This window comes from Klebsiella sp. DY2415, assembly GCF_026314315.1.
GTDB classification, from domain to species: Bacteria; Pseudomonadota; Gammaproteobacteria; order Enterobacterales; family Enterobacteriaceae; genus Klebsiella; species Klebsiella ornithinolytica.
This window is the reverse complement of record NZ_CP111115.1, coordinates 5,225,512-5,250,093: the sequence shown is the minus strand read 5'-3', so window position 1 is coordinate 5,250,093 and position 24,582 is coordinate 5,225,512. Positions and strand designations below refer to the sequence as shown.

General features: G+C 56.0%; 23 protein-coding genes. 15 read left to right on the top strand and 8 right to left on the bottom strand.

What is annotated here, in order from left to right; translation table 11 throughout:
• The first annotated feature begins 211 nt into the window (after positions 1 to 211).
• Complete coding sequence (gene pgi / locus OQV00_RS24850) at positions 212 to 1,861, top strand: glucose-6-phosphate isomerase (RefSeq protein WP_004856418.1); 1,650 nt, start codon at positions 212 to 214, stop codon at positions 1,859 to 1,861.
• Positions 1,862 to 2,050: 189 nt separating this feature from the next.
• Here pgi and OQV00_RS24845 read toward each other — a convergent pair whose 3' ends face one another.
• Together OQV00_RS24845 and OQV00_RS24840 are read right to left on the bottom strand one after the other, a co-directional pair.
• The gene (locus OQV00_RS24845) at positions 2,051 to 2,506 is read right to left on the bottom strand and encodes an acyltransferase (RefSeq protein ID WP_266279574.1); all 456 of its coding nucleotides are present in this window, start codon (positions 2,504 to 2,506) and stop codon (positions 2,051 to 2,053) included.
• A gap of 8 nt (positions 2,507 to 2,514) precedes the next feature.
• Positions 2,515 to 3,024 carry a GNAT family N-acetyltransferase gene (locus OQV00_RS24840; protein ID WP_015585371.1) on the bottom strand — a complete coding sequence of 170 codons (510 nt, stop codon included), beginning with the start codon at positions 3,022 to 3,024 and terminating at the stop codon, positions 2,515 to 2,517.
• A gap of 146 nt (positions 3,025 to 3,170) precedes the next feature.
• Here OQV00_RS24840 and psiE point away from each other — a divergent pair, with 146 nt between their 5' ends.
• Positions 3,171 to 3,581, top strand: a complete 411-nt coding sequence (gene psiE / locus OQV00_RS24835; protein WP_004856423.1) for a phosphate-starvation-inducible protein PsiE — start codon at positions 3,171 to 3,173, stop codon at positions 3,579 to 3,581.
• A 195-nt stretch (positions 3,582 to 3,776) separates the two neighbouring features.
• Here the strand turns inward: psiE and malG are convergent, their stop codons facing one another.
• The 3 genes from malG to malE all read right to left on the bottom strand — a co-directional run bounded on the left by malG (position 3,777) and on the right by malE (position 7,677).
• Positions 3,777 to 4,667 (bottom strand): maltose ABC transporter permease MalG, encoded by an 891-nt coding sequence (gene malG / locus OQV00_RS24830; protein WP_015585370.1) that lies wholly within the window; start codon positions 4,665 to 4,667, stop codon positions 3,777 to 3,779.
• 156 nt (positions 4,668 to 4,823) lie between these two features.
• Entirely contained in the window at positions 4,824 to 6,368 is a 1,545-nt protein-coding gene (gene malF / locus OQV00_RS24825) for a maltose ABC transporter permease MalF (RefSeq protein WP_004856427.1), read from the bottom strand.
• Between the two features lie 118 nt (positions 6,369 to 6,486).
• The gene (gene malE / locus OQV00_RS24820; RefSeq protein WP_015585369.1) at positions 6,487 to 7,677 is read right to left on the bottom strand and encodes a maltose/maltodextrin ABC transporter substrate-binding protein MalE; all 1,191 of its coding nucleotides are present in this window, start codon (positions 7,675 to 7,677) and stop codon (positions 6,487 to 6,489) included.
• Positions 7,678 to 8,046: 369 nt separating this feature from the next.
• Between malE and malK the strand changes: the two genes are divergently transcribed.
• The 5 genes from malK to ubiA all read left to right on the top strand — a co-directional run bounded on the left by malK (position 8,047) and on the right by ubiA (position 13,194).
• Complete coding sequence (malK, locus tag OQV00_RS24815; protein WP_004856431.1) at positions 8,047 to 9,156, top strand: maltose/maltodextrin ABC transporter ATP-binding protein MalK; 1,110 nt, start codon at positions 8,047 to 8,049, stop codon at positions 9,154 to 9,156.
• Between the two features lie 100 nt (positions 9,157 to 9,256).
• The gene (locus OQV00_RS24810; RefSeq protein ID WP_004856433.1) at positions 9,257 to 10,567 is read left to right on the top strand and encodes a maltoporin; all 1,311 of its coding nucleotides are present in this window, start codon (positions 9,257 to 9,259) and stop codon (positions 10,565 to 10,567) included.
• Between the two features lie 107 nt (positions 10,568 to 10,674).
• Positions 10,675 to 11,625, top strand: a complete 951-nt coding sequence (malM, locus tag OQV00_RS24805; protein ID WP_266279571.1) for a maltose operon protein MalM — start codon at positions 10,675 to 10,677, stop codon at positions 11,623 to 11,625.
• Positions 11,626 to 11,814: 189 nt separating this feature from the next.
• The gene (gene ubiC / locus OQV00_RS24800) at positions 11,815 to 12,312 is read left to right on the top strand and encodes a chorismate lyase (protein WP_004856438.1); all 498 of its coding nucleotides are present in this window, start codon (positions 11,815 to 11,817) and stop codon (positions 12,310 to 12,312) included.
• A 12-nt stretch (positions 12,313 to 12,324) separates the two neighbouring features.
• A complete protein-coding gene (gene ubiA, locus OQV00_RS24795) occupies positions 12,325 to 13,194 on the top strand; it encodes a 4-hydroxybenzoate octaprenyltransferase (protein WP_004856440.1) in 870 nt (289 codons plus the stop codon).
• 67 nt (positions 13,195 to 13,261) lie between these two features.
• On the opposite strand, the gene plsB is transcribed toward ubiA, so the two are convergent.
• Positions 13,262 to 15,685: a glycerol-3-phosphate 1-O-acyltransferase PlsB gene (plsB, locus tag OQV00_RS24790; RefSeq protein ID WP_004856443.1), complete on the bottom strand. Its 2,424-nt coding sequence runs from the start codon at positions 15,683 to 15,685 to the stop codon at positions 13,262 to 13,264.
• Positions 15,686 to 15,814: 129 nt separating this feature from the next.
• Between plsB and OQV00_RS24785 the strand changes: the two genes are divergently transcribed.
• The 4 genes from OQV00_RS24785 to OQV00_RS24770 all read left to right on the top strand — a co-directional run bounded on the left by OQV00_RS24785 (position 15,815) and on the right by OQV00_RS24770 (position 18,733).
• Positions 15,815 to 16,183: a diacylglycerol kinase gene (locus OQV00_RS24785; protein WP_004856446.1), complete on the top strand. Its 369-nt coding sequence runs from the start codon at positions 15,815 to 15,817 to the stop codon at positions 16,181 to 16,183.
• Between the two features lie 220 nt (positions 16,184 to 16,403).
• A complete protein-coding gene (gene lexA, locus OQV00_RS24780) occupies positions 16,404 to 17,012 on the top strand; it encodes a transcriptional repressor LexA (protein WP_004856448.1) in 609 nt (202 codons plus the stop codon).
• A 68-nt stretch (positions 17,013 to 17,080) separates the two neighbouring features.
• Positions 17,081 to 18,397, top strand: coding sequence for an MATE family efflux transporter DinF (gene dinF / locus OQV00_RS24775; protein WP_004856454.1), 1,317 nt, complete (start codon positions 17,081 to 17,083; stop codon positions 18,395 to 18,397).
• 126 nt (positions 18,398 to 18,523) lie between these two features.
• Complete coding sequence (locus tag OQV00_RS24770; RefSeq protein WP_004856456.1) at positions 18,524 to 18,733, top strand: CsbD family protein; 210 nt, start codon at positions 18,524 to 18,526, stop codon at positions 18,731 to 18,733.
• Between the two features lie 91 nt (positions 18,734 to 18,824).
• Here the strand turns inward: OQV00_RS24770 and zur are convergent, their stop codons facing one another.
• The gene (zur, locus tag OQV00_RS24765) at positions 18,825 to 19,340 is read right to left on the bottom strand and encodes a zinc uptake transcriptional repressor Zur (RefSeq protein ID WP_004856459.1); all 516 of its coding nucleotides are present in this window, start codon (positions 19,338 to 19,340) and stop codon (positions 18,825 to 18,827) included.
• Between the two features lie 114 nt (positions 19,341 to 19,454).
• Between zur and OQV00_RS24760 the strand changes: the two genes are divergently transcribed.
• The 3 genes from OQV00_RS24760 to pspG all read left to right on the top strand — a co-directional run bounded on the left by OQV00_RS24760 (position 19,455) and on the right by pspG (position 21,427).
• A complete protein-coding gene (locus OQV00_RS24760) occupies positions 19,455 to 19,943 on the top strand; it encodes a cupin domain-containing protein (RefSeq protein WP_004856461.1) in 489 nt (162 codons plus the stop codon).
• Positions 19,944 to 20,045: 102 nt separating this feature from the next.
• Complete coding sequence (gene dusA, locus OQV00_RS24755; protein ID WP_004856463.1) at positions 20,046 to 21,044, top strand: tRNA dihydrouridine(20/20a) synthase DusA; 999 nt, start codon at positions 20,046 to 20,048, stop codon at positions 21,042 to 21,044.
• A 140-nt stretch (positions 21,045 to 21,184) separates the two neighbouring features.
• A complete protein-coding gene (gene pspG, locus OQV00_RS24750) occupies positions 21,185 to 21,427 on the top strand; it encodes an envelope stress response protein PspG (protein ID WP_004856466.1) in 243 nt (80 codons plus the stop codon).
• Between the two features lie 620 nt (positions 21,428 to 22,047).
• Here the strand turns inward: pspG and OQV00_RS24745 are convergent.
• Positions 22,048 to 23,031 (bottom strand): quinone oxidoreductase, encoded by a 984-nt coding sequence (locus tag OQV00_RS24745; RefSeq protein ID WP_004856468.1) that lies wholly within the window; start codon positions 23,029 to 23,031, stop codon positions 22,048 to 22,050.
• Positions 23,032 to 23,119: 88 nt separating this feature from the next.
• Between OQV00_RS24745 and dnaB the strand changes: the two genes are divergently transcribed.
• Positions 23,120 to 24,535 carry a replicative DNA helicase gene (gene dnaB, locus OQV00_RS24740; RefSeq protein ID WP_004856470.1) on the top strand — a complete coding sequence of 472 codons (1,416 nt, stop codon included), beginning with the start codon at positions 23,120 to 23,122 and terminating at the stop codon, positions 24,533 to 24,535.
• Positions 24,536 to 24,582: the final 47 nt, after the last annotated feature.

Below are 24,582 nucleotides of genomic sequence, written 5' to 3'. Positions count from 1 at the left end.
TATGTCAACGTTGCGGTTATGCGGATTTTTCATGCGGGGGTGATTAACAGAAAAAAGCCTTATGATGGCTATACTAGTAGAGGCTTTTTGCCCCGAACTGACCCTATTCCTGACACGTGTCATAGGCATAACATAAAAATCATCACAATTTTTTGCCGCCGGCGCTACAATCGACCGCAGTCACAATTCTCAAATCAGAAGAGTATTGCTAATGAAAAACATCAACCCAACGCAGACCTCTGCCTGGCAGGCATTACAGAAACACTTTGATGAAATGAAAGATGTCACTATCAGCGAGCTTTTCGCGCAAGATAGCGACCGTTTTTCTAAGTTTTCCGCAACGTTCGACGATCTGATGCTGGTGGATTTCTCCAAAAACCGCATCACTGAAGAGACGCTGACCAAACTGCAGGATCTGGCGAAAGAGACCGATCTGGCAGGGGCGATCAAGTCCATGTTCTCCGGTGAGAAGATCAACCGCACTGAAGATCGCGCTGTTCTGCACGTTGCTCTGCGCAACCGTAGCAATACCCCGATTATTGTTGATGGCAAAGATGTGATGCCGGAAGTGAATGCTGTTCTCGAAAAGATGAAGCATTTCTCTGAAGCGATCATCTCCGGCAGCTGGAAAGGCTATACCGGTAAAGCGATTACCGATGTAGTGAATATCGGTATCGGTGGCTCTGATCTCGGCCCGTTCATGGTGACCGAAGCGCTGCGCCCGTATAAAAACCATCTCAATATGCACTTTGTATCTAACGTCGATGGCACCCACATCGCCGAAGTGCTGAAAACGGTGAACCCGGAAACCACCCTGTTCCTGGTTGCGTCGAAAACCTTCACCACCCAGGAAACCATGACCAACGCCCACAGCGCGCGCGACTGGTTCCTGGCGACCGCGGGCGATGAGAAGCACGTGGCGAAACACTTCGCCGCACTCTCCACCAATGGCAAAGCGGTGGGCGAGTTCGGGATTGATACTGCCAATATGTTTGAGTTCTGGGACTGGGTTGGCGGCCGTTACTCCCTGTGGTCAGCCATCGGCCTGTCCATTATCCTGTCCGTGGGCTTCGACAACTTTGTTGAGCTGCTCTCCGGCGCGCATGCGATGGACAAACACTTCTCCACCGCCGCGCCAGAAAAAAACCTGCCGGTGCTGCTGGCGCTGATCGGCATCTGGTACAACAACTTCTTCGGTGCTGAAACCGAAGCCATTCTGCCGTACGACCAGTACATGCACCGCTTCCCGGCGTATTTCCAGCAGGGCAACATGGAATCTAACGGCAAATACGTTGACCGTAACGGCAACGCCGTAGATTACCAGACCGGCCCGATCATCTGGGGTGAGCCGGGCACCAACGGTCAGCACGCGTTCTATCAGCTGATTCACCAGGGGACCAAAATGGTACCGTGCGATTTTATCGCCCCGGCCATTACCCATAACCCGCTCTCCGATCACCATCCGAAGCTGCTGTCTAACTTCTTTGCGCAGACCGAAGCGCTGGCGTTCGGTAAATCCCGTGAAGTGGTTGAGCAGGAGTATCGTGACCAGGGTAAAGATCCGGCAACCCTGGATCACGTGGTGCCGTTCAAAGTGTTCGAAGGCAACCGCCCGACCAACTCCATCCTGCTGCGTGAAATCACCCCGTTCAGCCTCGGCGCGCTGATTGCCCTGTATGAACATAAGATCTTCACCCAGGGCGCGATCCTCAACATCTTCACCTTCGACCAGTGGGGCGTTGAGTTAGGTAAACAGCTGGCAAACCGCATTCTGCCAGAGCTGAAAGATGGCGAAGAAATCAGCAGCCACGACAGCTCGACGAACGGCCTGATTAACCGTTACAAAGCCTGGCGCGCATAAGGCGCCGGTGCCTGAATACCGGTCAGGGCGATCGGTATTCAGGCTATGTGCTTTCTGCATTCACCCGGCGGCGCGTTGTTTGCGCGGGCCGACGACTGTGTTTTGTAGGCCGTGCAAGGCGTCAGCCGCCGCCCGGCAGACGTCCAGCGAACCGATCTCAATGCCGACCTTCCGGGGCGGCATTTTTGTTTATAGCCGCCGCAGCAGTTTCGCCGGGTTACCCGCCCAGATGCCTTTTTCTGTTATCGATTTCGTGACCACGCTCCCGGCGCCAATCACCGCGCCATCGCAGATGCTGACCGCCAGAATGGCCGCGCCGCTGCCGATAGAAACATCGTTGCCAAGCGTAATTCGCCCCCAGTTTTCCCGGTTGGCATTGGGACGGCCCTCGCGAAACATATCGTTGGCAAACATCACGCCGTGGCCGATAAAGCAACGCTCGCCGATCGTGACATACTCGCAGATAAAGGTATGGGACTGGATTTTACTGTCGGCACCGATGCGCGTATGGCCCTGAATTTCGACGAATGGCCCGACAAAGACGTTATCGCCAAGCGTGCAGTCATAGAGATTGGCAGGTTGATAAATCACCACGTTCTCGCCGCTGGTGACGTTGCGGATGCCGGTTTCACGAAGAGTGTGCATAGCGCCTCTCAGATAGGTTTGGCCAGAATATGTAGCGTGCTCGTCTGGGTTGCGGAGCGGAATACGCTGTCTTTCACATATTGCATACCTGAACGCTCATAAAAACGCCTGGCGCCGGGGTTGCTGGCGAGGACTTCCAGCCACAGCCAGTCGTCACCCGCCGCCTTTGCCCGCGCTTCAACGGCGCTAAAAATCTGCTCACCGTAGCCATGCCCTGTTTCAGTCGGCAGTAAATAGAGCTTATGCAGTAACGTGCCGCGCGGACCATCGGACGCTATCGGCTGATGGCAGCTGTATTTCGCGAAGCCGACAGGATGCCGGGCTTCGGCAATCAGCCAGCAGCTGCGCTCATCGGCGAGGCTGCGGTGAAGGGCGGGCAGGGAGTACTCCTGCTGGAGGAAGTGCGCCAGCTCGCTGGCGCTGTGCCAGAGGTGGGCGAAGTGGTGGCGATAGCTGGCGTTCCCCATTTCACTCAGCAGGGGAGCGTCTTCCCGGTGCGCCGTACGTATTGTCAGCATTGCTGTATCCTTTTTAACCCGCCAGTCTGGCAAGTGATTGTTACATTTGACGCAACAGACGCAAAAAGTTAACGAATAATATCGATCTGGATCACGTTTTTGCGTTATACAGATCGGCAGGAATAACGAATATAAGAGGTACGCATATGCCGTCGGTCTATCGTCCGTTGGTCAATTTTGTGGCGACCGCCATGCAGGCAGTTTTGAATCTGGCGCTGCTGTGTCTGGGGGTCATCCTGGTGGTTTTTCTGGGGAAAGAGACGTTCCATCTGGCGCATGTCCTGTTTACTCCGGAGCCGGTGAGTAAGTACAAGCTGGTCGAAGGGCTGGTGGTTTATTTTCTCTATTTCGAGTTTATCGCGCTGATTGTGAAGTACTTTGAGTCGGGCTTTCACTTTCCGCTGCGCTATTTTGTCTATATCGGCATTACGGCGATTGTGCGTCTGATTATTGTCGATCACGAATCGCCGATGGCGGTGCTTATCTATTCGGCAGCGATCCTGATTCTGGTGATTACGCTGTGGCTGTGTAACTCCAACCGCCTGAAACGCGAATAAAAAAAAGCGGCCTCCAGAGGCCGCTGACCAACAGTCACAAAACTTAATTTATGTAGGGTCCAGTTGAGGATAGCAGTGGCATTTGCCTTACTTTTTCAGCTGAGGGCGGTAGTTGCCGTACCCGGTTGGGGTTCGTGTACAGCAACTAAGTCACCGTCCCTCCTCTGAAATTTGGGGCGGGTATAACGATGAAACTTAACCTTTCACCCCGCCTGCCGTCAGGCCGTTAACCAGCCAGCGCTGGGCCAGCAGGAAGACAACCGTAATCGGAATGGCGGAGAGCACCGCCGCAGCGGCAAAGTCACCCCACAGGTAGTTCTGCGGGTTGAGATACTGTTGCATACCTACGGCCAGGGTATAGCTGTTCACATCGCGCAGCAGCAGCGAGGCTACCGGGACTTCGGTAATCGCAGCAATGAACGACAGAATAAATACGACGGCCAGAATCGGTACCGACAGCGGCAACAGGACCAGACGGAAGGCCTGCCACGGCGTCGCGCCATCCAGCGCCGCCGCTTCTTCCAGCGAGCCGTCGATGGTTTCGAAGTAGCCCTTAATCGTCCAGACGTGCAGCGCGATGCCGCCCATATAGGCGAAGATGACGCCGCCGTGGGTGTTCAGGCCGACGAACGGTAAATACTGGCCGAGGCGGTCAAACAAGGCGTATAGCGCCACCAGCGACAGCACCGCCGGGAACATCTGGAAAATCAGCATCCCTTTCAGCAGGGTCGCTTTGCCCGGGAAGCGCATACGGGCAAAGGCGTAGGCGCAGGTCGTGGACAGCGCCACGATACCGATGGCGGTGATCCCGGCCACTTTCACCGAGTTCCACAACCATAGCAGAACCGGGAAAGGTGGCGGGGTGACGCGGCCGTCAGCGTGTTCGACGCTGAAGCCCAGCGCCAGCCGCCAGTGCTCCCAGGAGATTTGGTCCGGGATCAGGCTGCCGGTGGCGAAGTTACCCTCGCGCAGAGAGATAGCAATAACCATCAGCAGCGGGAACATAATCGCCGCGATGAAAACCAGCAGCAGGAGGTGCGTGGTGAGCAGACGCAGCTTCTGAGATTTGGGTTGTACCATAGCCATAATATTTTTATTCCCCTTGATACCGCTCCAGGCTATCTCACTTGCCATTTTGAACCCGGGCAGTGCTCATCATCCTCACGTACTACGTGTACGCTCCGGTTCTTGCGCGCTGGCCGGGCCCAAACTGGCTGCGTCAATGACGCCTGGTTATTCCAGTTAGTCGAATTTCATTCGTGTGGCTTTCAGGTTAACAATCGCCAGTACGCCCACCAGCAGGAAGATCAGGGTGGCAATCGCTGCCGCCAGACCGAAGTCCTGACCGCCGCCGCCTTCGAAGGCGATACGGTAGGTGTAGCTGACCAGCAGGTCGGTATAACCGGCCGGCGTGGTGGTGCCGAGACGGTCCGGACCACCGTTGGTTAACAGCTGAATCAACACGAAGTTGTTAAAGTTAAAGGCGAAGCTGGCGATCATCAGCGGCGTCAGCGGCTTAATCAGCAGCGGCAGCGTAATCTTAAAGAAGTTCTGGAACGGACCGGCGCCGTCCATTGCCGATGCTTCGTACAGGTCGTCAGGAATCGCTTTCAGCAGGCCCATGCACAGAATCATCATGTACGGGTAGCCCAGCCAGGTGTTGACGATGACGATCATCGAACGCGCGGTGGTCGGGTCGCTGAACCAGGCCGGTTTGATGCCGAACAGCGCGCTGAGCATCATGTTGATTTCACCAAAGCTCTGGTTGAACAGCCCTTTGAAAATCAGAATCGAGATAAACGACGGTACGGCGTAAGGCAGAATCAGCAGAACACGGTAAATCGCTTTACCTTTCAAGGATTCCCACTGTACGAGGCAGGCGAGGATCATGCCCACGGCCACGGTCAGAATCACGGTCAGGACTGAGAAGACCACCGTCCAGACGAAGATAGCGAAGAACGGTTTCTGAATCCCTTCGTCGGTAAAGACGCGGGTGAAGTTATCCCAGCCGATCCCGACGGTGTAGCCCGGGCTCAGCTTCTCAGCGCCCCAGCTACCGTCGGCGTTGATGGACTGGTAGAAACCGACGTCATTGTTCGGACGATATTTTACGCCGCTCTGGTTGTTGGCCAGCGTGCCATCATTGGCCAGCGTATACAGCGGCTGGGTACCGGAGAACTGGCGCAGTGAGCTCATGATCACTTTGCTGTCGTCAGGCAGGATGGCGGTCAGCTGGTTCAGCGCGGTGCGGTTTTGGGTGATGATCCGCAGGTTTGCGCGTTCACCTTCCGGCAGCGCTTCAGCTTCTTTTAAGGCCAGTTTCTGCTCGCCGCCGAGTTTAAAGGCATCGGAGACGTAATTTTTGCCGCTGTCGCCATCGGTCAGCGCCAGTTTCCACTCATCTCCCGCCGGGAACAGCGAGAAGTTGTAGGATTTACCGGCCTGGAACGAGCGATCCATCAGCACTTCCTGAGCGCGCTCAAAGGTTAGCTGGTTGGTGCTGCTGTAGTTGGTGAAGGCGATGGCGATGGTACAGACCAGCGGGAACAGGACGAACAGCCCCATCCCGGCGAGCCCCGGGTAGACATAGCGCCAGGCATAGGCCTTGCGGTTGGTAAAGATATACAGGCCAGCTGAGCTTAAAATCAGCGTCAGGATGGCAAACAGGTACTCCCCCTGGGCGTACATCAAAACGACAAGGTAACCCACCAGCAGGCACAGCAAGCCAATCACAGACCATGTCAGCTGCGGGCTTTGCCACCAGTGTTTCTTTTTAACGACATCCATGGGGATCATCCTCTACAGCGGTGAAAACTTATTTGTCAGGCCGCGCTTATGCTCGCCTGACCTACGGCCCAGGCCGTAGTTGTAAGGCGGGTAAGCGTAAGCGCCACCCGCCATTTTCTTATTTAGTGATACGAGACTGTGCGTCTTTCAGCGCGGCATCGACGGTCTGACGACCGCTAGCTGCGTTGATAACCGCGGTACGTACGGCATACCAGAAGGCGGACATCTGCGGGATGTTCGGCATAATTTCGCCTTTCTGGGCGTTCGCCATGGTTGCAGCGATACGCGGATCTTTCTCCAGTTTTTCCTGGAAGGATTTCAGCGCAACGGCGCCCAGCGGTTTGTCCTTGTTCACTTCGTCCAGACCCTGGTCGGTCAGCAGATAGTTTTCGAGGAACTCTTTCGCCAGTTCTTTGTTCGGGCTGGCGGCGTTGATACCGGCGCTCAGTACGCCGACAAACGGTTTAGACGCTTTGCCTTTGAAGGTTGGCAGCAGCGCGACGCCATAGTTGACCTTGCTCTTATCGATATTCGACCATGCCCACGGACCGTTGATGGTCATCGCGGTTTCGCCTTTGTTGAAGGCGGCTTCAGCGATGGAGTAATCGGTATCGGCATTCATGTGTTTATTCTTGATGAGGTCAACCAGGAAGGTCAGACCGGCTTTCGCGCCAGCGCTGTCCACGCCTACGTTTTTGACGTCATACTTGCCGTTTTCAAATTTGAATGCATATCCGCCGTCAGCGGCAATCAGCGGCCAGGTGAAGTACGGTTCTTGCAGGTTGAACATCAGCGCGCTCTTACCTTTCGCTTTCAGTTCTTTATCCAGCGCCGGGATCTCTTCCCAGGTTTTCGGCGGATTCGGGACCAGGTCTTTGTTGTAAATCAGCGACAGCGCTTCAACCGCGATAGGGTAGGCGATCAGTTTGCCGTTATAGCGTACGGCGTCCCAGGTAAACGGATAGAGTTTGTCCTGGAAAGCTTTGTCCGGGGAGATTTCAGCCAGCAGGCCAGATTGCGCATAGCCACCGAAACGGTCATGAGCCCAGAAGATGATGTCCGGGCCGTCGCCAGTCGCCGCGACCTGCGGGAATTTCTCTTCCAGCTTATCCGGGTGTTCGATGGAAACTTTAATGCCGGTATCTTTTTCAAACTTCTTACCCACTTCGGCGAGACCGTTATAGCCTTTGTCGCCGTTAATCCAGATAACCAGCTTACCTTCTTCAATTTTGGCGAGGGCAGAGGCGGAAAACATCATCGTGGTCAATGCAGACAACGCGAGGATGCGAGCGCCGGTTTTGATTTTCATATACCAGTCCTTTTTGGTGATGTGCTCGTGGATACACTTAGGTGGCTTAACGGTGATGAGTTTCCTTTTTTAACAACCCCTTTCCATCCTCCCTATGTCTACGCCCCACCCGTGGTTTGTGTGATCTGCATTGCAGAAATGCCCGTATTGGGGTCTGGAGCACATAAAAACGGGGCCATTTTTGCTACTTGCATCACGAAAATGGCTTTGCCACGCCATCCCCCGCAGCGAGGGGCAATCTCTCATCCTCCCGTCTCCTCCCCCATAAAAAAGGCGGGGGTGGAGGATTCACCAGGTGAATGAATGCCGCATAGTCAGCCCATCTTGAATGTGTCTTTTAGTGACAGGTTGTAACGAAGGGAGATGGGGATGGCGAGCGTACAGCTGCGAAATATAACGAAAGCCTGGGGTGACGTGGTGGTGTCGAAAGATATCAATCTCGACATCCAGGAAGGGGAGTTCGTGGTGTTTGTCGGGCCATCGGGCTGCGGCAAATCAACCCTGCTGCGTATGATTGCCGGGCTGGAAACCATAACCAGTGGTGATTTATTTATTGGTGATGCGCGAATGAACGATATCCCTCCTGCCGAACGCGGTATCGGGATGGTGTTCCAGTCGTATGCGCTTTACCCTCATCTTTCCGTTGCGGAAAACATGTCCTTCGGCCTCAAGCTGGCCGGTGCTAAAAAAGAGTTAATTAACCAGCGCGTCACCCAGGTAGCGGAAGTGCTGCAGCTGGCGCATTTGCTGGAGCGTAAGCCGAAGGCATTATCCGGTGGACAGCGTCAGCGTGTGGCGATTGGCCGTACCCTGGTTGCTGAACCCCGCGTGTTCCTGCTCGACGAACCACTTTCTAACCTCGACGCCGCGCTGCGTGTGCAGATGCGTATCGAAATCTCCCGTCTGCATAAGCGCCTTGGGCGCACGATGATCTACGTTACCCACGATCAGGTCGAAGCGATGACGCTGGCCGACAAAATTGTGGTGCTGGACGCCGGCCGCGTGGCGCAGGTCGGGAAACCGCTGGAACTGTATCACTACCCGGCCGATCGCTTTGTTGCGGGCTTTATTGGTTCGCCAAAGATGAACTTCCTGCCGGTAAAAGTCACCGCAACCGCCATTGAGCAGGTTCAGGTCGAACTGCCGAACCGCCAGCACGTCTGGCTGCCGGTGGACAGCGCCCGCGTTCAGGTTGGCGCCAACATGTCCTTAGGTATCCGTCCGGAACACCTGCTGCCCAGCGATATCGCCGACGTCACCCTTGAAGGGGTCGTTCAGGTGGTTGAGCAGCTTGGTCACGAAACACAAATTCATATCCAGATCCCCGCCATCCGTCAAAACCTGGTTTACCGCCAGAACGACGTGGTGTTGGTAGAAGAGGGAGCCACATTCGCTATCGGTTTGCCACCAGAGCGCTGCCATTTATTCCGTGAGGATGGTACGGCGTGTCGTCGGTTGCATAAAGAGCCGGGCGTGTAAGGCTTCCCATTAAAAAAAAACACGAACCCCATAGGGCGCTGCAACCAGGCATAACGACGGGCGAAGTGTTCAAAGAAAAGCAATGATCTCAGGAGATAGAATGATGATTACTCTGCGCAAACTTCCACTGGCGGTCGCCGTCGCGGCAGGCGTTATGTCTGCTCAGGCGCTGGCCGTTGATTTCCACGGTTATGCTCGTTCCGGTATCGGCTGGACCGGTAGCGGCGGTGAACAACAGTGCTTCCAGGCAACCGGTGCTCAAAGTAAATACCGTCTTGGTAACGAATGTGAAACCTATGCGGAATTAAAACTGGGCCAGGAAGTATGGAAAGAAGGTGATAAGAGCTTCTACTTCGATACTAACGTTGCCTACTCCGTATCGCAGCAAAATGACTGGGAATCCACCAGCCCGGCATTCCGTGAAGCCAACGTGCAGGGTAAAAACCTGATCGACTGGCTGCCAGGCTCCACCATCTGGGCCGGTAAGCGCTTCTACCAGCGTCATGACGTCCACATGATCGACTTCTACTACTGGGATATCTCCGGTCCTGGTGCGGGTCTTGAAAACATCGATGTTGGCTTTGGTAAACTCTCTCTGGCAGCGACCCGTTCTTCTGAATCCGGCGGCTCTGCGACCTTCGCCGATCGTGATGCGCTGGGTAACCGCGTATATGACAACATCGTTCCGAACGACGTCTTCGACGTGCGTTTAGCACAGATGGAAATCAACCCGGGCGGTACTCTGGAGCTGGGTGTTGACTACGGTCATACCAACGTTCCGGATAATTACTACCTGCAGCCAGACGCGTCTAAAGATGGCTGGATGTTCACCGCTGAGCACACCCAGAGCATCCTGAAAGGCTACAACAAGTTTGTTCTGCAGTACGCCACCGACGCGATGACCTCTAACGGTAAAGGCGTTCCGCAGGGCGGCAGCATCAACAACGACGGTTCCATGTGGCGCGTGCTTGACCACGGTGCAGTCTCTCTGGCTGACGATTGGGACATGATGTACGTGGCGATGTACCAGGATATCAACCTCGACAACAACAACGGCACCAAATGGTGGACCGTCGGCGTACGTCCTATGTACAAATGGACGCCGATTATGAGCACCCTGCTGGAAGTCGGCTACGACAACGTGAAGTCGCAGAAAACTGGCGACAGCAACAACCAGTACAAAATTACCCTGGCGCAACAGTGGCAGGCGGGCGACAGCATCTGGTCCCGTCCGGCAATTCGTCTGTTCGCAACCTACGCCAAGTGGGATGAGAAATGGGGCTACGCGAACGGTGATTCCGGTGCGGGCTACACCTCCGGCGTGGCGTACAACGACACTTCTGCGAAGACCTTCAGCCGTGGCGATAGCGACGAGTGGACCTTCGGTGCCCAGATGGAAATCTGGTGGTAATCCAACCTGACGTGTGATGACCAAAAGAGGGGCGCAAGCCCCTCTATCTTCGGCTCAGCGGGCTATTGCCTGGCTACCGCTTGGCCATCGGAATTGAGGTGATAACAATGAAAATGAAGAAAAGTCTCGTTGCCCTCTGCCTGTCCGCCGGCCTGCTGGCCAGCGTACCCGCAGTCAGTTTTGCTGATGTGAATTTTGTGCCGCAGAATACCTCTGCCGCACCGACCATCCCTGCTTCCGCGTTACAACAGCTAACCTGGACGCCGGTCGACCAATCGAAAACGCAAACCACGAAGTTAGCGACGGCAGGCCAGTCGCTGAACATCCCCGGCATCGTCGGCCCCGTGGCGGCCTACAGCGTCCCGGCAAATATCGGTGAGCTGACCCTGACTCTGACCAGTGAAGTCAATAAGCAAACTAGCGTTTATGCGCCAAATGTGCTGATTCTTGACCAGAATATGACGCCATCGGCGTTTTTCCCAAGCAGCTACTTCACCTATCTGGAGCCGGGCGTGATGAGCTCGGATCGCCTGGAAGGGGTGATGCGCCTGACGCCGGCTTTAGGTCAGCAAAAAATCTATGTGCTGGTCTTTACTACCCCGCAGGATTTGCAGCAGACCACCAAATTAATCGATCCGGCGAAGGCCTACGCCAAAGGTACCGGTAATGCGGTGCCGGATATTCCGGATCCGATCGCCAAACATACCACCGAAGGTACCCTGGGTCTGAAGGTGAAAACCTCTTCCGGTTCCAGCGTGCTGGTTGGGCCGCTGTTTGGCTCCTCCGGTCCAGGGACAGTGACCGTCGGCAATACGGCGGCACCGGTCTACAACGCGCCAGCCGCCGCGCCGGTTGTTGCTCCAGTTGCGGCGCCAGCGCCGGCTGCGAAGAGCGAACCGATGCTTGACGATACGGAAACCTACTTTAACAACGGCATCAAACAGGCGGTTGCGAAAGGTGATATCGATAAAGCCCTCAAATTGATGAACGAAGCCGAACGCCTCGGTTCGAAATCTGCTCGTTCCACCTTTATCAGCAGTGTAAAAGGCAAGGGGTGATCGTCTCCCCACAATGCTGATGTTTAGGCACAGCCTTTAGGTGCGTCCGCCTGGACGCACCTTTTTTTATCGCGTGGCGGCTGCTGTTGCATGGCTGTTACGCCGATGATCGTATCTTGACGCTTTGCCCGCCCTGACTGGCTTATTCTGCGATACAATGCTGCTACGTTATGTAACGGAGAACCAGGCATGTCACATCCTGCGCTTACGCAACTGCGTGCGCTGCGCTATTTTGCCGCGATACCCCCGCTGGAACCGCACCTGCGCGACTGGCTGTTGCTGGAAGACTCAATGACTCAACGCTTTGAGCAACAAGGGAAAAAGGTCAGTGTTAATCGAGTCAACGAAGGTTTCGTCGGCCGGGAAGCGCTGGTGGGTGAAGAGGCGTTGCTGCCGGATGAAGCGCGTTACTGGCTGCGGGAAATCATCCTTTGCGCCAATGGTGAACCCTGGCTCGCTGGCCGAACGGTGGTGCCTGAGTCGACGCTGTGCGGCCCGGAGCTGGCTCTGCAGCAGCTGGGGCAGACGCCGCTGGGGCGTTATTTGTTCACGTCATCCACATTAACCCGCGATTTTATTGAAATTGGGCGCACGGCAGAGCTGTGGGGGCGTCGTTCTCGCCTTCGGCTGAGCGGCAAACCGCTGCTGCTGACAGAACTTTTTCTGCCTGCGTCGCCGCTGTATTAAGAGGAAAAGAAAATGGAGAGGAGTCTGGCGCAGAATAAGCTGTTGGCGTTTCATCGCCTGATGCGTACTGACAAACCCATTGGCGCGCTGCTGCTGCTGTGGCCGACGCTGTGGGCACTGTGGGTGGCGACGCCGGGGATTCCACCGCTGTGGATTCTGGCCGTTTTTGTCGCCGGTGTCTGGCTGATGCGCGCCGCCGGCTGCGTGGTGAATGATTACGCCGACCGAAAGTTTGACGGCCATGTCAAACGCACCGCCCGCCGTCCGTTACCCAGCGGCGATGTCTCGGAGAAAGAGGCCCGGATTCTGTTTGCCGTGCTGGTTTTGCTTTCGTTCCTGCTGGTGCTGACCTTAAACACCATGACTATCCTGCTTTCGGTTGCCGGGCTGGCGCTGGCGTGGGTGTATCCGTTTATGAAGCGCTACACTCATCTGCCGCAGGTGGTGCTGGGCGCAGCGTTCGGCTGGTCGATTCCGATGGCCTTCTCGGCGGTGAGCGAAGCGTTGCCGCTGAGCTGCTGGCTGATGTTCCTCGCCAATATTCTGTGGGCGGTGGCTTACGATACCCAGTACGCGATGGTCGACAGGGACGATGACGTCAAAATTGGGATTAAATCAACGGCGATCTTGTTCGGCGAACATGACCGTACCATTATCGGTATGTTGCAGATTGGGGTGCTGATACTATTGGCTGCCATCGGCTGGCTGAACGGGCTGCACTGGGAATATTACTGGTCGCTGTTTATCGCCGCAGGGCTGTTTTTCTGGCAGCAGAAGCTGATTTTCCGGCGCGAACGGGACGACTGCTTTAAAGCGTTTTTAAATAATAACTACGTCGGACTGGTGGTGTTTCTCGGTCTGGCAATGAGCTATCTGCAGTAGTCTCTTCCTTCCCCCGGCGTGCGGCGCGAACGCCATGGCCGGGGGAGAGGAAGGCCCGCCTCAGCCGTTACGCTTCATCCTGCGTGACGCTTTCAATCGTCAAGCGCACATCCGACGTAATCAGATCGGCCAGCATCTGGTAGACCTTCAGCGTCTCTGCCGGCTCAGCATCGCCGGTATCGCTGATATAGCCCTCATCGCGCAGCGTCAGCACTAACGTACTGAATACCGCTTTATCGAAGAACTCCGGCGCGTTGATACCGTGCAGCACCGACAGACGCTGCGCCACCGTGCGGCTCTCTTTCTCCAGCGAACTGCGGTTGATAGACGGGTTCGCGCTCAGCAGCCAGAAGGTAATGGCGTAGCGCTGGAGCGTTTCACGCGCGCCTGCGGCCAGCAGTTGCAAGGAACGGGAGTGGGACGGATTGATGCTGATGGCATCATCGCTCAGGACAATCAGTCCCTGACGCTGCATTTCCGCCGCCAGGGCATCGATGACGCCAGCCAGCTCTGCTTTTTCCCAGCGCAGGAACAGCTCGGCCTTCAGCAGCGGATAGAACATCTCAACGTGACGCAGCACTTCCGCGCGGGTGATACGACGATGCTGGGTAATGATCGCCGCCAGCAGCGACGGCAGCATCAACATATGGGCGATGTTGTTGCGATAGTAGGTCATCAGCACCGCCTGCTCGCGCGGCAGAATGATGATATCGCCGATGGTATCTTTCTCGACCTCGAACTTATTCATCTTCAGCGCGTGGTCAATCAGCTCGCTGGCCGAGGCCGCCGGCGTGGTCGCATCCGGGGAGTATGGTACGTTGCGCAGCAGATCGAGGTAGCACTCCAGCTGTTGCGTCAGCTGTTCGCGGGTCAACGAGCGTTGACGAGAGGCCAGCAGCGCGGTGCAGCACAGGTTCATGGCGTTGGCCGCGCCGGCGTTGTTGATGCGCACCATCAGATCGGAAGCAATGTTGTTGACCGTCGGTGTCAGCCACGATGGGCGCACCGCTTCGATCGGATCGATTGACTCACGCCATTCCGGAACATGCTGGTTCAGGTAAGTCATCAGCGGCAGTGGTTCGCCAAAGTTAACATAGCCCTGACCGAGGTTACGCAGCTTGCTCAGGCCGCGCAGCATCTGCGGCAGACTCTCTTTTTCTTTCGTCGCACCGCGCAGCTCTTTGGCGTAGGTGCCCACTTCCATCACGTGCTCGTAACCGATGTAGATAGGCACCAGCGTGATCGGTCGGGTCCCGCCGCGCAGCATGGCCTGGATGGTCATCGACAGGGTGCCGGTTTTCGGATCCAGCAGACGGCCGGTACGCGAGCGGCCCCCTTCAACGAAGTACTCCACGGAGTAACCCCGGCTGAACAACTCGCCGAGATATTCGCGGAACACCGTGGAATAGAGCTTATTGCCCTTAAAGGTACGGCGAATAAAGAATGCGCCACCGCGGCGGAAAATGGGGCCTGCTGGCCAGAAGTTCAGGTTGATACCGGCGGCAATATGCGGCGGCACCAGCCCTTGGTGATACAGCACGTAGGAGAGCAGCAGATAGTCCATATGGCTACGATGGCACGGTACGTACACAATCTCGTGCCCTTCATGGGCCAGCTGACGTACGCGCTCGGCGTTGTGGACGTTGATCCCCTGATAGAGACGGTTCCAGGTAAAACCGAGAACGCGGTCGGTCAGGCGAATCATCTCATAAGAGAAATTCGCGGCGATCTCTTCCATCAGCGCGATGGCGTTTTGCTGCGCCTTCTCATGGGAAATTTTCTTGCTGCGCGCTTCATCTTCCACCGCGCGGGCGATGGCTTTGGAGGCCAGCAGCTTATTGAACAGATCCTGACGTGCCGGCAGACGTGGGCCGACGGCGGCCAGACGTTGGCGGGCGAAGTGCATACGCGCGACGCGGGCCAGCTTCTGGGCGATAATTTTATCGGTGCCGTGTTCGGTGGCCATTCTGCGCAGAGAAACCGGCGGCGAGAAACGGACAAAGCTGTCGCGGCCCAGCCACAGAACGGCGAAGAACTTCTGAATGCCATTCAGCATGCGCAGCGGCGGGTTTACTTCGCCTTTTTCGCGCCCTGGCGCACGACCAAACATCACCGAGACTGGCACCATTTGCACGTCCAGGTCAGGATGGTTGCGGTGCAGATCCAGGTAGTCGTGGAACAGCTTAATCGACTCTTCTTTCGGCGCGTAGTAGGTAAAGACGCGCGGGCCACCGTGGATAAATACGTAGCGCGGCAGCAGCGCGCCATCGATTTCCAGCGGTTCAAGCGGATCGGGTAAATCGTGCTCCAGGCACTGGGCGCGCAGGGTCAGCAGGTCCGCCTTGGAATTATAAGGCAGGACGTACATGATCGGACGCGAGGTATCCAGCCCTAATTCCTGAGCAGGTTCTGCGGGAATAGACTTGCTTTTTACCAGCACCCGTAATGGTAAATTCAGTAATTTATAGTAAATTCGTTGCCAGCCGGACATAAACGATGTGAAGCCTCTGGTTAATCATGCAAATGCGCGGCAAGAATAACAGAAAGCGCGCAAAATTTCCGTTGCCACGCGGCAAACGCGTACACTCATTGACGTCATTTACATAAAAAGGTTCTTTTGATGGCCAATAATACCACTGGGTTAACCCGAATCATTAAAGCGGCAGGTTATTCCTGGAAAGGGTTCCGTGCGGCATGGATAAATGAGGCCGCATTTCGTCAAGAAGGCATCGCCGCCATTGTTGCTGTCGCGATCGCCTGCTGGCTGGACGTTGACGCCATCACGCGTGTGCTGCTGATAGGCTCGGTCCTGATAGTGATGATAGTCGAAATTCTTAATAGCGCGATTGAGGCGGTGGTGGACCGTATTGGCCCGGAACATCATGAGCTGTCCGGTCGGGCGAAAGATATGGGTTCTGCGGCGGTGCTGCTGGCCATTGTGATCGCGCTGATCACCTGGGGCCTCTTGCTGTGGGCCCGCTATCACTGAGCGACCACTTTGTGAGATGCCCCCGCCTGGCGATGTCCTCCCGGCGATCGGCCGACCCCCGATGGGTTTTGCCCGGCTGGCGACAATCACCCCTGGCGCAATGGGCTATCGGGGACGCAAAATGGAAAGAATCTCCTGATTTTTGTGTGAAATTTGATTCCAAAATCACCGTTAGCTGTATATACTCACAGCATAACTGTATATACACCCAGGGGGCGGGATGAAAGCGTTAACGACCAGGCAGCAAGAGGTGTTTGATCTCATTCGGGATCACATCAGCCAGACGGGCATGCCGCCGACGCGTGCGGAAATTGCTCAGCGCTTGGGGTTCCGTTCCCCAAACGCGGCGGAAGAACACCTGAAAGCGCTGGCGCGTAAGGGCGCGATCGAGATTATCTCCGGCGCCTCCCGGGGGATTCGCCTGCTTACGGAAGAAGAACCGGGTTTACCGTTGATTGGCCGCGTGGCGGCCGGTGAGCCGCTGCTGGCTCAGCAGCATATCGAAGGCCACTTCCAGGTCGATCCGGCGATGTTCAAGCCGAACGCCGACTTTTTGCTGCGGGTAAGCGGCATGTCAATGAAAGATATCGGTATTCTCGATGGCGATCTGCTGGCGGTCCATAAAACGCAGGATGTACGCAACGGCCAGGTTGTCGTGGCGCGTATTGACGAAGAGGTCACCGTTAAGCGTCTTAAAAAACAGGGCAATATCGTCGAACTTCTGCCAGAAAACAGCGAGTTTTCCCCTATCGTGGTGAATCTACGCGAACAAAATTTCACTATCGAAGGGCTGGCCGTTGGCGTGATTCGCAACGGCGAGTGGCTGTAACACCTTCCCCACGCAGCATCGTCTGATGCATGATGCTGCGCTGTCTCCTCCCGGTCAGGCTCTTTCTCATGTTCTTTAACGCCGCTGATAAGGCCCTGTGGCGCCTGGCGCTACCCATGATTTTCTCCAATATCACCGTTCCGCTGCTGGGACTGGTGGATACCGCCGTGATTGGCCATCTCGACAGCCCGGTTTACCTCGGCGGTGTCGCGGTCGGCGCGACGGCCACCAGTTTTCTCTTCATGCTGCTGCTTTTCCTGCGGATGAGCACCACCGGACTGACGGCGCAGGCCTTTGGCGCCAAAGATCCTCTCCGCCTGGCGCGGGCACTGGTGCAGCCGCTGGGGCTGGCAACAGGCGCCGGCCTGCTGATTGTGATTTTCCGAACCCCGCTTATCGATCTGGCGTTGCATATTGTTGGCGGCAATGACGCGGTGCTGGAGCAGGCGCGGCGCTTTCTCGACATCCGCTGGCTGAGTGCGCCGGCATCGCTGGCAAACCTGGTGCTGCTCGGTTGGCTGTTGGGCGTACAGTACGCCCGGGCGCCGGTGATTTTGCTGATCGTCGGCAACCTGCTGAATATTGTGCTCGATCTGTGGCTGGTGATGGGCCTGCACCTGAACGTGCAGGGGGCCGCGCTGGCGACGGTCACCGCCGAATATGTCACCTTTATCATCGGGCTGCTGATGGCAAGGCGCGTGCTGGCGCTACGCGGTGTGTCATTTGCCCTGCTCAAGCGCGCGTGGCGCGGAGATGTGCGCCGCTTGCTGGCGCTCAATCGCGATATCATGCTGCGCTCTCTGCTGCTTCAGTTGTGCTTTGGTGCGGTGACCGTTTTCGGCGCTCGTCTTGGCGGTGAGATCGTTGCCGTCAACGCGCTCCTGATGACCATGTTGACCTTCACCGCCTATGCCCTGGATGGTTTTGCTTATGCCGTGGAAGCGCACTCCGGGCAGGCGTACGGCGCGCGTGACGGTAGCCAGTTGCTTGATGTCTGGCGGGCGGCCTGCCGCCAGTCGGGAATGGTGGCGCTGGCCTTTGCGGCAACCTATGCCGTAGCCGGGCAGCAGATTATCGCCCTGTTGACTTCGCTACCCTCGCTTCAGCTGCTTGCCGATCGCTATCTGATCTGGCAGATCGTTTTGCCGGTGATTGGCGTGTGGTGTTATTTGCTGGATGGCATGTTCATCGGCGCGACGCGCGGGGCTGAGATGCGCAACAGCATGGCGGTGGCGGCGGCGGGGTTTGCCCTGACGCTGCTGACGCTGCCGGTCCTTGGCAACCACGCGCTATGGCTGGCGCTGGCGGTCTTCCTCGCGCTGCGCGGTCTGTCGCTGGCGGTCATCTGGCGGCGACACTGGCGGCGTGGCACCTGGTTTTCGTAGCGATTTTTGATATGTAATTGGTTAAAGATTCCGAATAATAAATTCAACTCAGAATTCTTATCTATAGTTAATACTATGTCCGGCACACAGCGGGCTGTTAACTCACCGAACGATGAGGATTGAATTATGAACAAAGACGAAATCGGCGGTAACTGGAAACAGTTGAAAGGTAAAGCGAAAGAAAAATGGGGCAAGCTGACCGATGACGATATGACCGTCATTGAAGGTAAGCGTGACCAGCTGGTCGGGAAAATCCAGGAGCGTTATGGATACGCTAAAGATCAGGCGGAGAAAGAAGTGTCTGACTGGGAACGAAAAAACGATCACCGCTGGTAGCGGTGAGTGTTAACGAATTAACCCTTTGTTATTGCCTGCCCGATGGTACATGGAGGTACCGGCAACCTGGATTCCCGCTGCGGCGATAGCCTCAGCGGGCTTTCTTTTTAATCTGAATGGTATGGTCGTGATGGCAGTGTCCCGGGGTGCTACAGGCTTCGACCTCGACACAACCCGCGCACAGGCCGTGTGCTTCAATCACATTGTGGCGTAGCGCAAAACCCATTCTGGCCGCCAGCGTATGCATAATGTCTTCAACGCCTTCGGCACACTCTTCTTTGACCACGCCGCAGCGGTCGCAGATAAACATGGCTGAGCTATGGGTCGGCTGATCGAAAAGATGGCACAGCACGTAGCTGTTGGTCGATTCCACCTTGTGCACGAATCCCTGTTCCAGCAGAAACTCCAGCGCCCGGTAGACCGTCGGCGGTTTCGCCTGCGGCTCTTTCTCGCGCAGCAGGTCGAGCAGGTCATACGCGCTAATCGCCCCTTGCTGGAGGCTCATCAAACGCAACACTTCCAGGCGCTGCGGAGTCAGGCGCACGCCGCGCTGTGCGCAGAGCTTTTCAGCATGCGCTAACATTTCTTGCGAAGTGGTCTTATTCATGAGCATCCTCTGGTTGCGTGAGTCTGAAGTTGTTACTTTATCACGATCCAGGCAAAACGCCGAGAACCGGCGGCTTGTGCTATACCTGATGCATCTCATTTTCGGGAGAAAACGATGAAAAGACCTGATTGCATTCGACATTGGCGCGAACTGGAAGGCCCAGATGATGCCACTTATCCCAATAACCCGGAGCGTTTTTCCATCGGCGCGCCGCTGGCGCGGGGATTAAGGCTCAACCGGCTGGGTATTCATCATGAACGTTTGCCTCCGGGCCGTCGAACCTCTTATCCCCATGCTGAAAGTGATGAGGAGGAGTTTATCTATGTGCTGGATGGCTACCCCGAAGTCTGGATTAACGGCTATCTGTGGAAGCTTGAGCCGGGCGACAGCGTCGGTTTTCCGGCCGGAACCGGAGTGTGTCACACCTTTTTGAATAATACCGACCAGGAAGTTCGCTTGTTAGTGGTGGGGGAGTCGAACAAGAAATTTAACCGCATCTACTATCCGCTGAACCCGGAATATGCCGCTACGCGTCAGGATCGCTGGGTCGATCATCCGCCGCAATTTTTCGGCCCGCACGATGGTAAACCGCGCAGGCGCTAGCCCGTCCAGCAGATGCACAGCACCCGTCGCGGTGCTATGCCTCTGTGATTTATCTTTGTGCTATAGTAGCGCCCCTTTTTACCCGGATGCCTGTTTATCGCCATGATGCCAGAATCAACATCTCACGCTTTTGCCGCCCATCGTTTTTCCATCGCGCCGATGCTCGACTGGACAGACAGGCACTGTCGCTATTTCCTGCGCCTGCTGTCGCGCCATACGCTGCTGTATACCGAAATGGTGACGACCGGGGCGATTATTCATGGCAAAGGCGACTATCTGGCCTATAGCGAAGAAGAGCATCCGCTGGCCCTGCAGCTGGGCGGCAGCGATCCTGCTGCACTCGCGCAGTGTGCGAAACTGGCGGAAGCGCGCGGCTACGATGAGATCAACCTCAACGTCGGCTGTCCGTCCGACCGCGTGCAAAACGGGATGTTCGGCGCCTGCCTGATGGGCAATGCGCAGCTGGTAGCGGACTGTATCAAAGCGATGCGCGACGTGGTGTCCATCCCGGTCACGGTAAAAACCCGTATCGGCATCGATGACCAGGATAGCTATGAATTCCTGTGTGATTTCATCAATACCGTCTCCGGAAACGGTGAGTGCGAGATGTTTATCATCCACGCCCGCAAAGCCTGGCTCTCCGGCCTGAGTCCAAAAGAGAATCGTGAAATTCCACCGCTGGATTATCCGCGCGTTTATCAGCTGAAACGCGACTTCCCGCACCTGACGATGGCGATCAACGGCGGGATTAAGTCGCTGGAAGAGGCGAAATTGCATCTGCAGCATATGGACGGCGTGATGGTGGGGCGCGAGGCCTATCAGAATCCGGGGATCCTGACCGCGGTCGACCGGGAGATCTTTGCGGTGGATGGTGCCGACAGCGACCCGGTCGCCGTGGTGCGCGCGATGTACCCGTATATCGAGCGTGAGCTGTCCAACGGCACCTATCTGGGCCATATCACGCGTCATATGCTGGGCCTGTTCCAGGGTATCCCAGGCGCACGGCAGTGGCGTCGCTACCTGAGTGAAAATGCGCACAAGGCGGGGGCGGATATTAACGTGCTGGAACATGCGCTGAAGCTGGTTGCCGATAAGCGTTAATCTTGCGCTAAAATTTAGTCAAATACGCCACGCACTGATTTAATCGTCAGGGCGTTTTCCTTTAAATTCAATGTGTTAATTTTGGCACGTTTCTTGTAATACCCGGAGAGTCATTCGGTTATTTCTTTGGGGAGAAGACGATGCTGGAACTCTTATTTGTCATTGGATTTTTTGTCATGTTGCTGGTCACCGGCGTGTCGATTCTGGGGATTCTTGCCGCGATTGTCGTTGCGACGGTGCTGATGTTTGTCGGCGGGCTGTTTGCGATGATGATTAAGCTGCTGCCGTGGCTGCTGTTAGCCATTGCGGTCGTGTGGGTGATTCGGTCGATAAATACGCCAAAAACGACAGGCTACCGTAGTAACAACCGCTGGCGTTATTAAGGGAGTGAGCGGTCTGTCACAACCTGAAGAATTTTGCATAGAACAGCGTAGGTTTTGCTTATTAAATCTGTCACTATTAGCGCGTTAACGAATTCATCGCGCTGTACCCTACATACAGCCGAACTAAAAAAAGTCAGGGCTTCCTTATGGAAGCCCTAAACTTTTCTGCTCTCCCGTCTCTCCCGTCATACTTCAGACTACAGGGGCGTTGGCTACGTTAGCTCACCCCGGTCACTTACTGGAGTAAGCTCCCGAGGATTCGCTCTCTTGCCGCCTTCCTGTCGCCCGAATTATTTAGGGAGGGCTTCCCGTCATACTTCAGACTACAGGGGCGTTGGCTACGTTAGCTCACCCCGGTCACTTACTGGAGTAAGCTCCCGAGGATTCGCTCTCTTGCCGCCTTCCTGTCGCCCGAATTATTTAGGGAGGGCTTCCCGTCATACTTCGAACTACAGAAGCGTTGGCTACGTTAGCTCACCCCGGTCACTTACTGGAGTAAGCTCCCGAGGATTCGCTCTCTTGCCGCCTTCCTGTAGCCCGAATTATTTAGGCAGAGCCTCCATAAATACGCGATTAAGAGACCGAAACGTTGGCAGCGTTAACCTTGCTCGATTTACTCGTTACGGCAGCAGCAGGCTTGAGCCTTCGGTGGCGCGGCTCTCCAGCACTTCATGCGCGCGCCGGGCATCGGTCAGGGCATATTTCTGGCTGTCCGCCACGTCAACGTTAATCGCGCCGCTGGCAATCAACGAAAACAGTTCGCTGCTGGCTTCCGCCAGCTCTTGACGGTTGGTGATATAGCCCTGCAGTGAAGGGCGGGTGACGTACAGCGATCCTTTCTGGTTGAGGATCCCCAGGTTGACGCCGGTTACCGGGCCGGAAGAGTTCCCGAAGCTGACCATCAGCCCCCGGCGCTGCAGGCAATCCAGCGATGCTTCCCAGGTATCTTTGCCCACGGAATCATAGACCACATGGACTTTTTTCCCTTCGGTTATCTCTTTCAGGCGTTCAACGATATTCTCTTCGCGATAGTTGATGACCTGCCAGGCGCCGGCCTGTTTTGCCCGCTGCGCTTTTTGCGCGCTGCCGACGGTACCGATCAGTTTAGCGCCCAGCGCCTTCGCCCACTGGCAGGCAATCAGCCCGACGCCACCGGCCGCCGCATGAAACAGGAACGGTTCACCGGGCTTGATTTCGTAGGTTTTCCGCAGCAGGTAATAGACCGTCAGCCCTTTCAGGAACGATGCGGCAGCCTGTTCAAAGGAGATACCGTCCGGCAAAAGAGCGGCCTTATCGGCAATCACGTTATGGACTGAGCTGTAGGCGCCCAGCGCTGACTGAGCGTAGACGACGCGGTCGCCAGCTTTAATGTGCTGCACGCTGCGTCCGACTTTCGTCACCACGCCCGCGGCTTCGGTACCCAGGCCGCTTGGCAGAGAGGGCGGCGGGTAGAGGCCGCTGCGGATGTAGGTGTCGATATAGTTAATGCCGATGGCCTTGTTCTCTACCTGGATCTCGTTTTCTTGCGGTTCCGCAGGGGTAAATTCTACGGCCTTGAGTACATCCGGCCCACCGTGTTGATGAAATTCTATTCGTGTTGCCATGATTATCTCCAGTTTCATTTGGGTGGGTCAAAACAGAGACCTGTGCTAATATTTCGACCCCATCTCTATCCCGGTATCTGTATTCAATATGGCAGGAAATAAACCCTTCAACAAACCGCAGACTGAACCCCGTGAGCGCGATCCGCAGGTCGCCGGGCTAAAAGTCCCGCCGCACTCGATTGAAGCGGAACAGTCGGTGTTGGGCGGTTTAATGCTGGACAACGAACGCTGGGACGACGTCGCCGAGCGCGTTGTGGCGGAAGATTTTTATACGCGTCCGCACCGCCATATCTTTGTGGAAATGGCGCGTCTGCAGGAGACGGGTAGCCCGATCGACCTGATTACGCTGGCGGAATCACTGGAGCGACAGGGGCAGCTGGACAGCGTTGGCGGATTCGCGTATCTGGCTGAGCTGTCAAAAAACACGCCAAGTGCGGCGAACATCAGCGCCTATGCGGACATCGTACGTGAACGCGCCGTTGTCCGTGAGATGATTTCGGTGGCGAATGAAATCGCCGAGGCGGGCTTCGACCCGCAGGGGCGTACCAGCGAAGACCTGCTCGACCTGGCCGAATCCCGGGTGTTCAAGATTGCGGAAAGCCGTGCCAACAAAGATGAAGGCCCGAAAAATATCGCCGACGTCCTCGATGCGACCGTTGCGCGTATCGAGCAGCTGTTCCAGCAGCCGCATGACGGCGTCACCGGGGTCAATACCGGCTATGACGATCTGAACAAAAAGACCGCCGGCCTGCAGCCGTCGGATCTGATTATTGTCGCCGCGCGTCCATCGATGGGTAAGACAACATTTGCGATGAACCTCGTCGAGAATGCGGCGATGTTGCAGGATAAGCCGGTACTTATCTTCAGCCTTGAGATGCCATCAGAACAGATTATGATGCGTTCCCTTGCATCGCTGTCACGGGTCGATCAGACCCGTATCCGTACCGGCCAGCTGGACGATGAAGACTGGGCGCGCATTTCCGGCACCATGGGTATCCTGCTGGAAAAACGCAATATCTACATCGATGACTCCTCCGGCCTGACGCCGACGGAAGTTCGTTCCCGCGCACGACGTATTGCCCGTGAACACGGCGGCATCGGTCTTATCATGATCGACTACCTGCAGCTGATGCGCGTACCGTCGCTCTCCGATAACCGTACGTTGGAAATTGCGGAAATTTCCCGTTCGTTAAAAGCGCTGGCGAAAGAGCTTCAGGTGCCGGTGGTTGCGCTGTCGCAGCTTAACCGCTCGCTGGAACAACGTGCCGATAAGCGCCCGGTGAACTCCGACTTGCGTGAATCAGGCTCCATTGAGCAGGACGCCGACTTAATCATGTTTATCTATCGTGACGAGGTCTATCACGAGAACAGTGATTTAAAAGGCATCGCGGAAATTATTATTGGTAAACAGCGTAACGGGCCCATCGGGACGGTACGTCTGACCTTTAACGGGCAGTGGTCGCGCTTTGATAATTATGCGGGACCACAGTACGACGACGAATAAATCGCCGTCATCCTTCGCGCCGCCGGTGCGTTGACAGCACCGGCTCG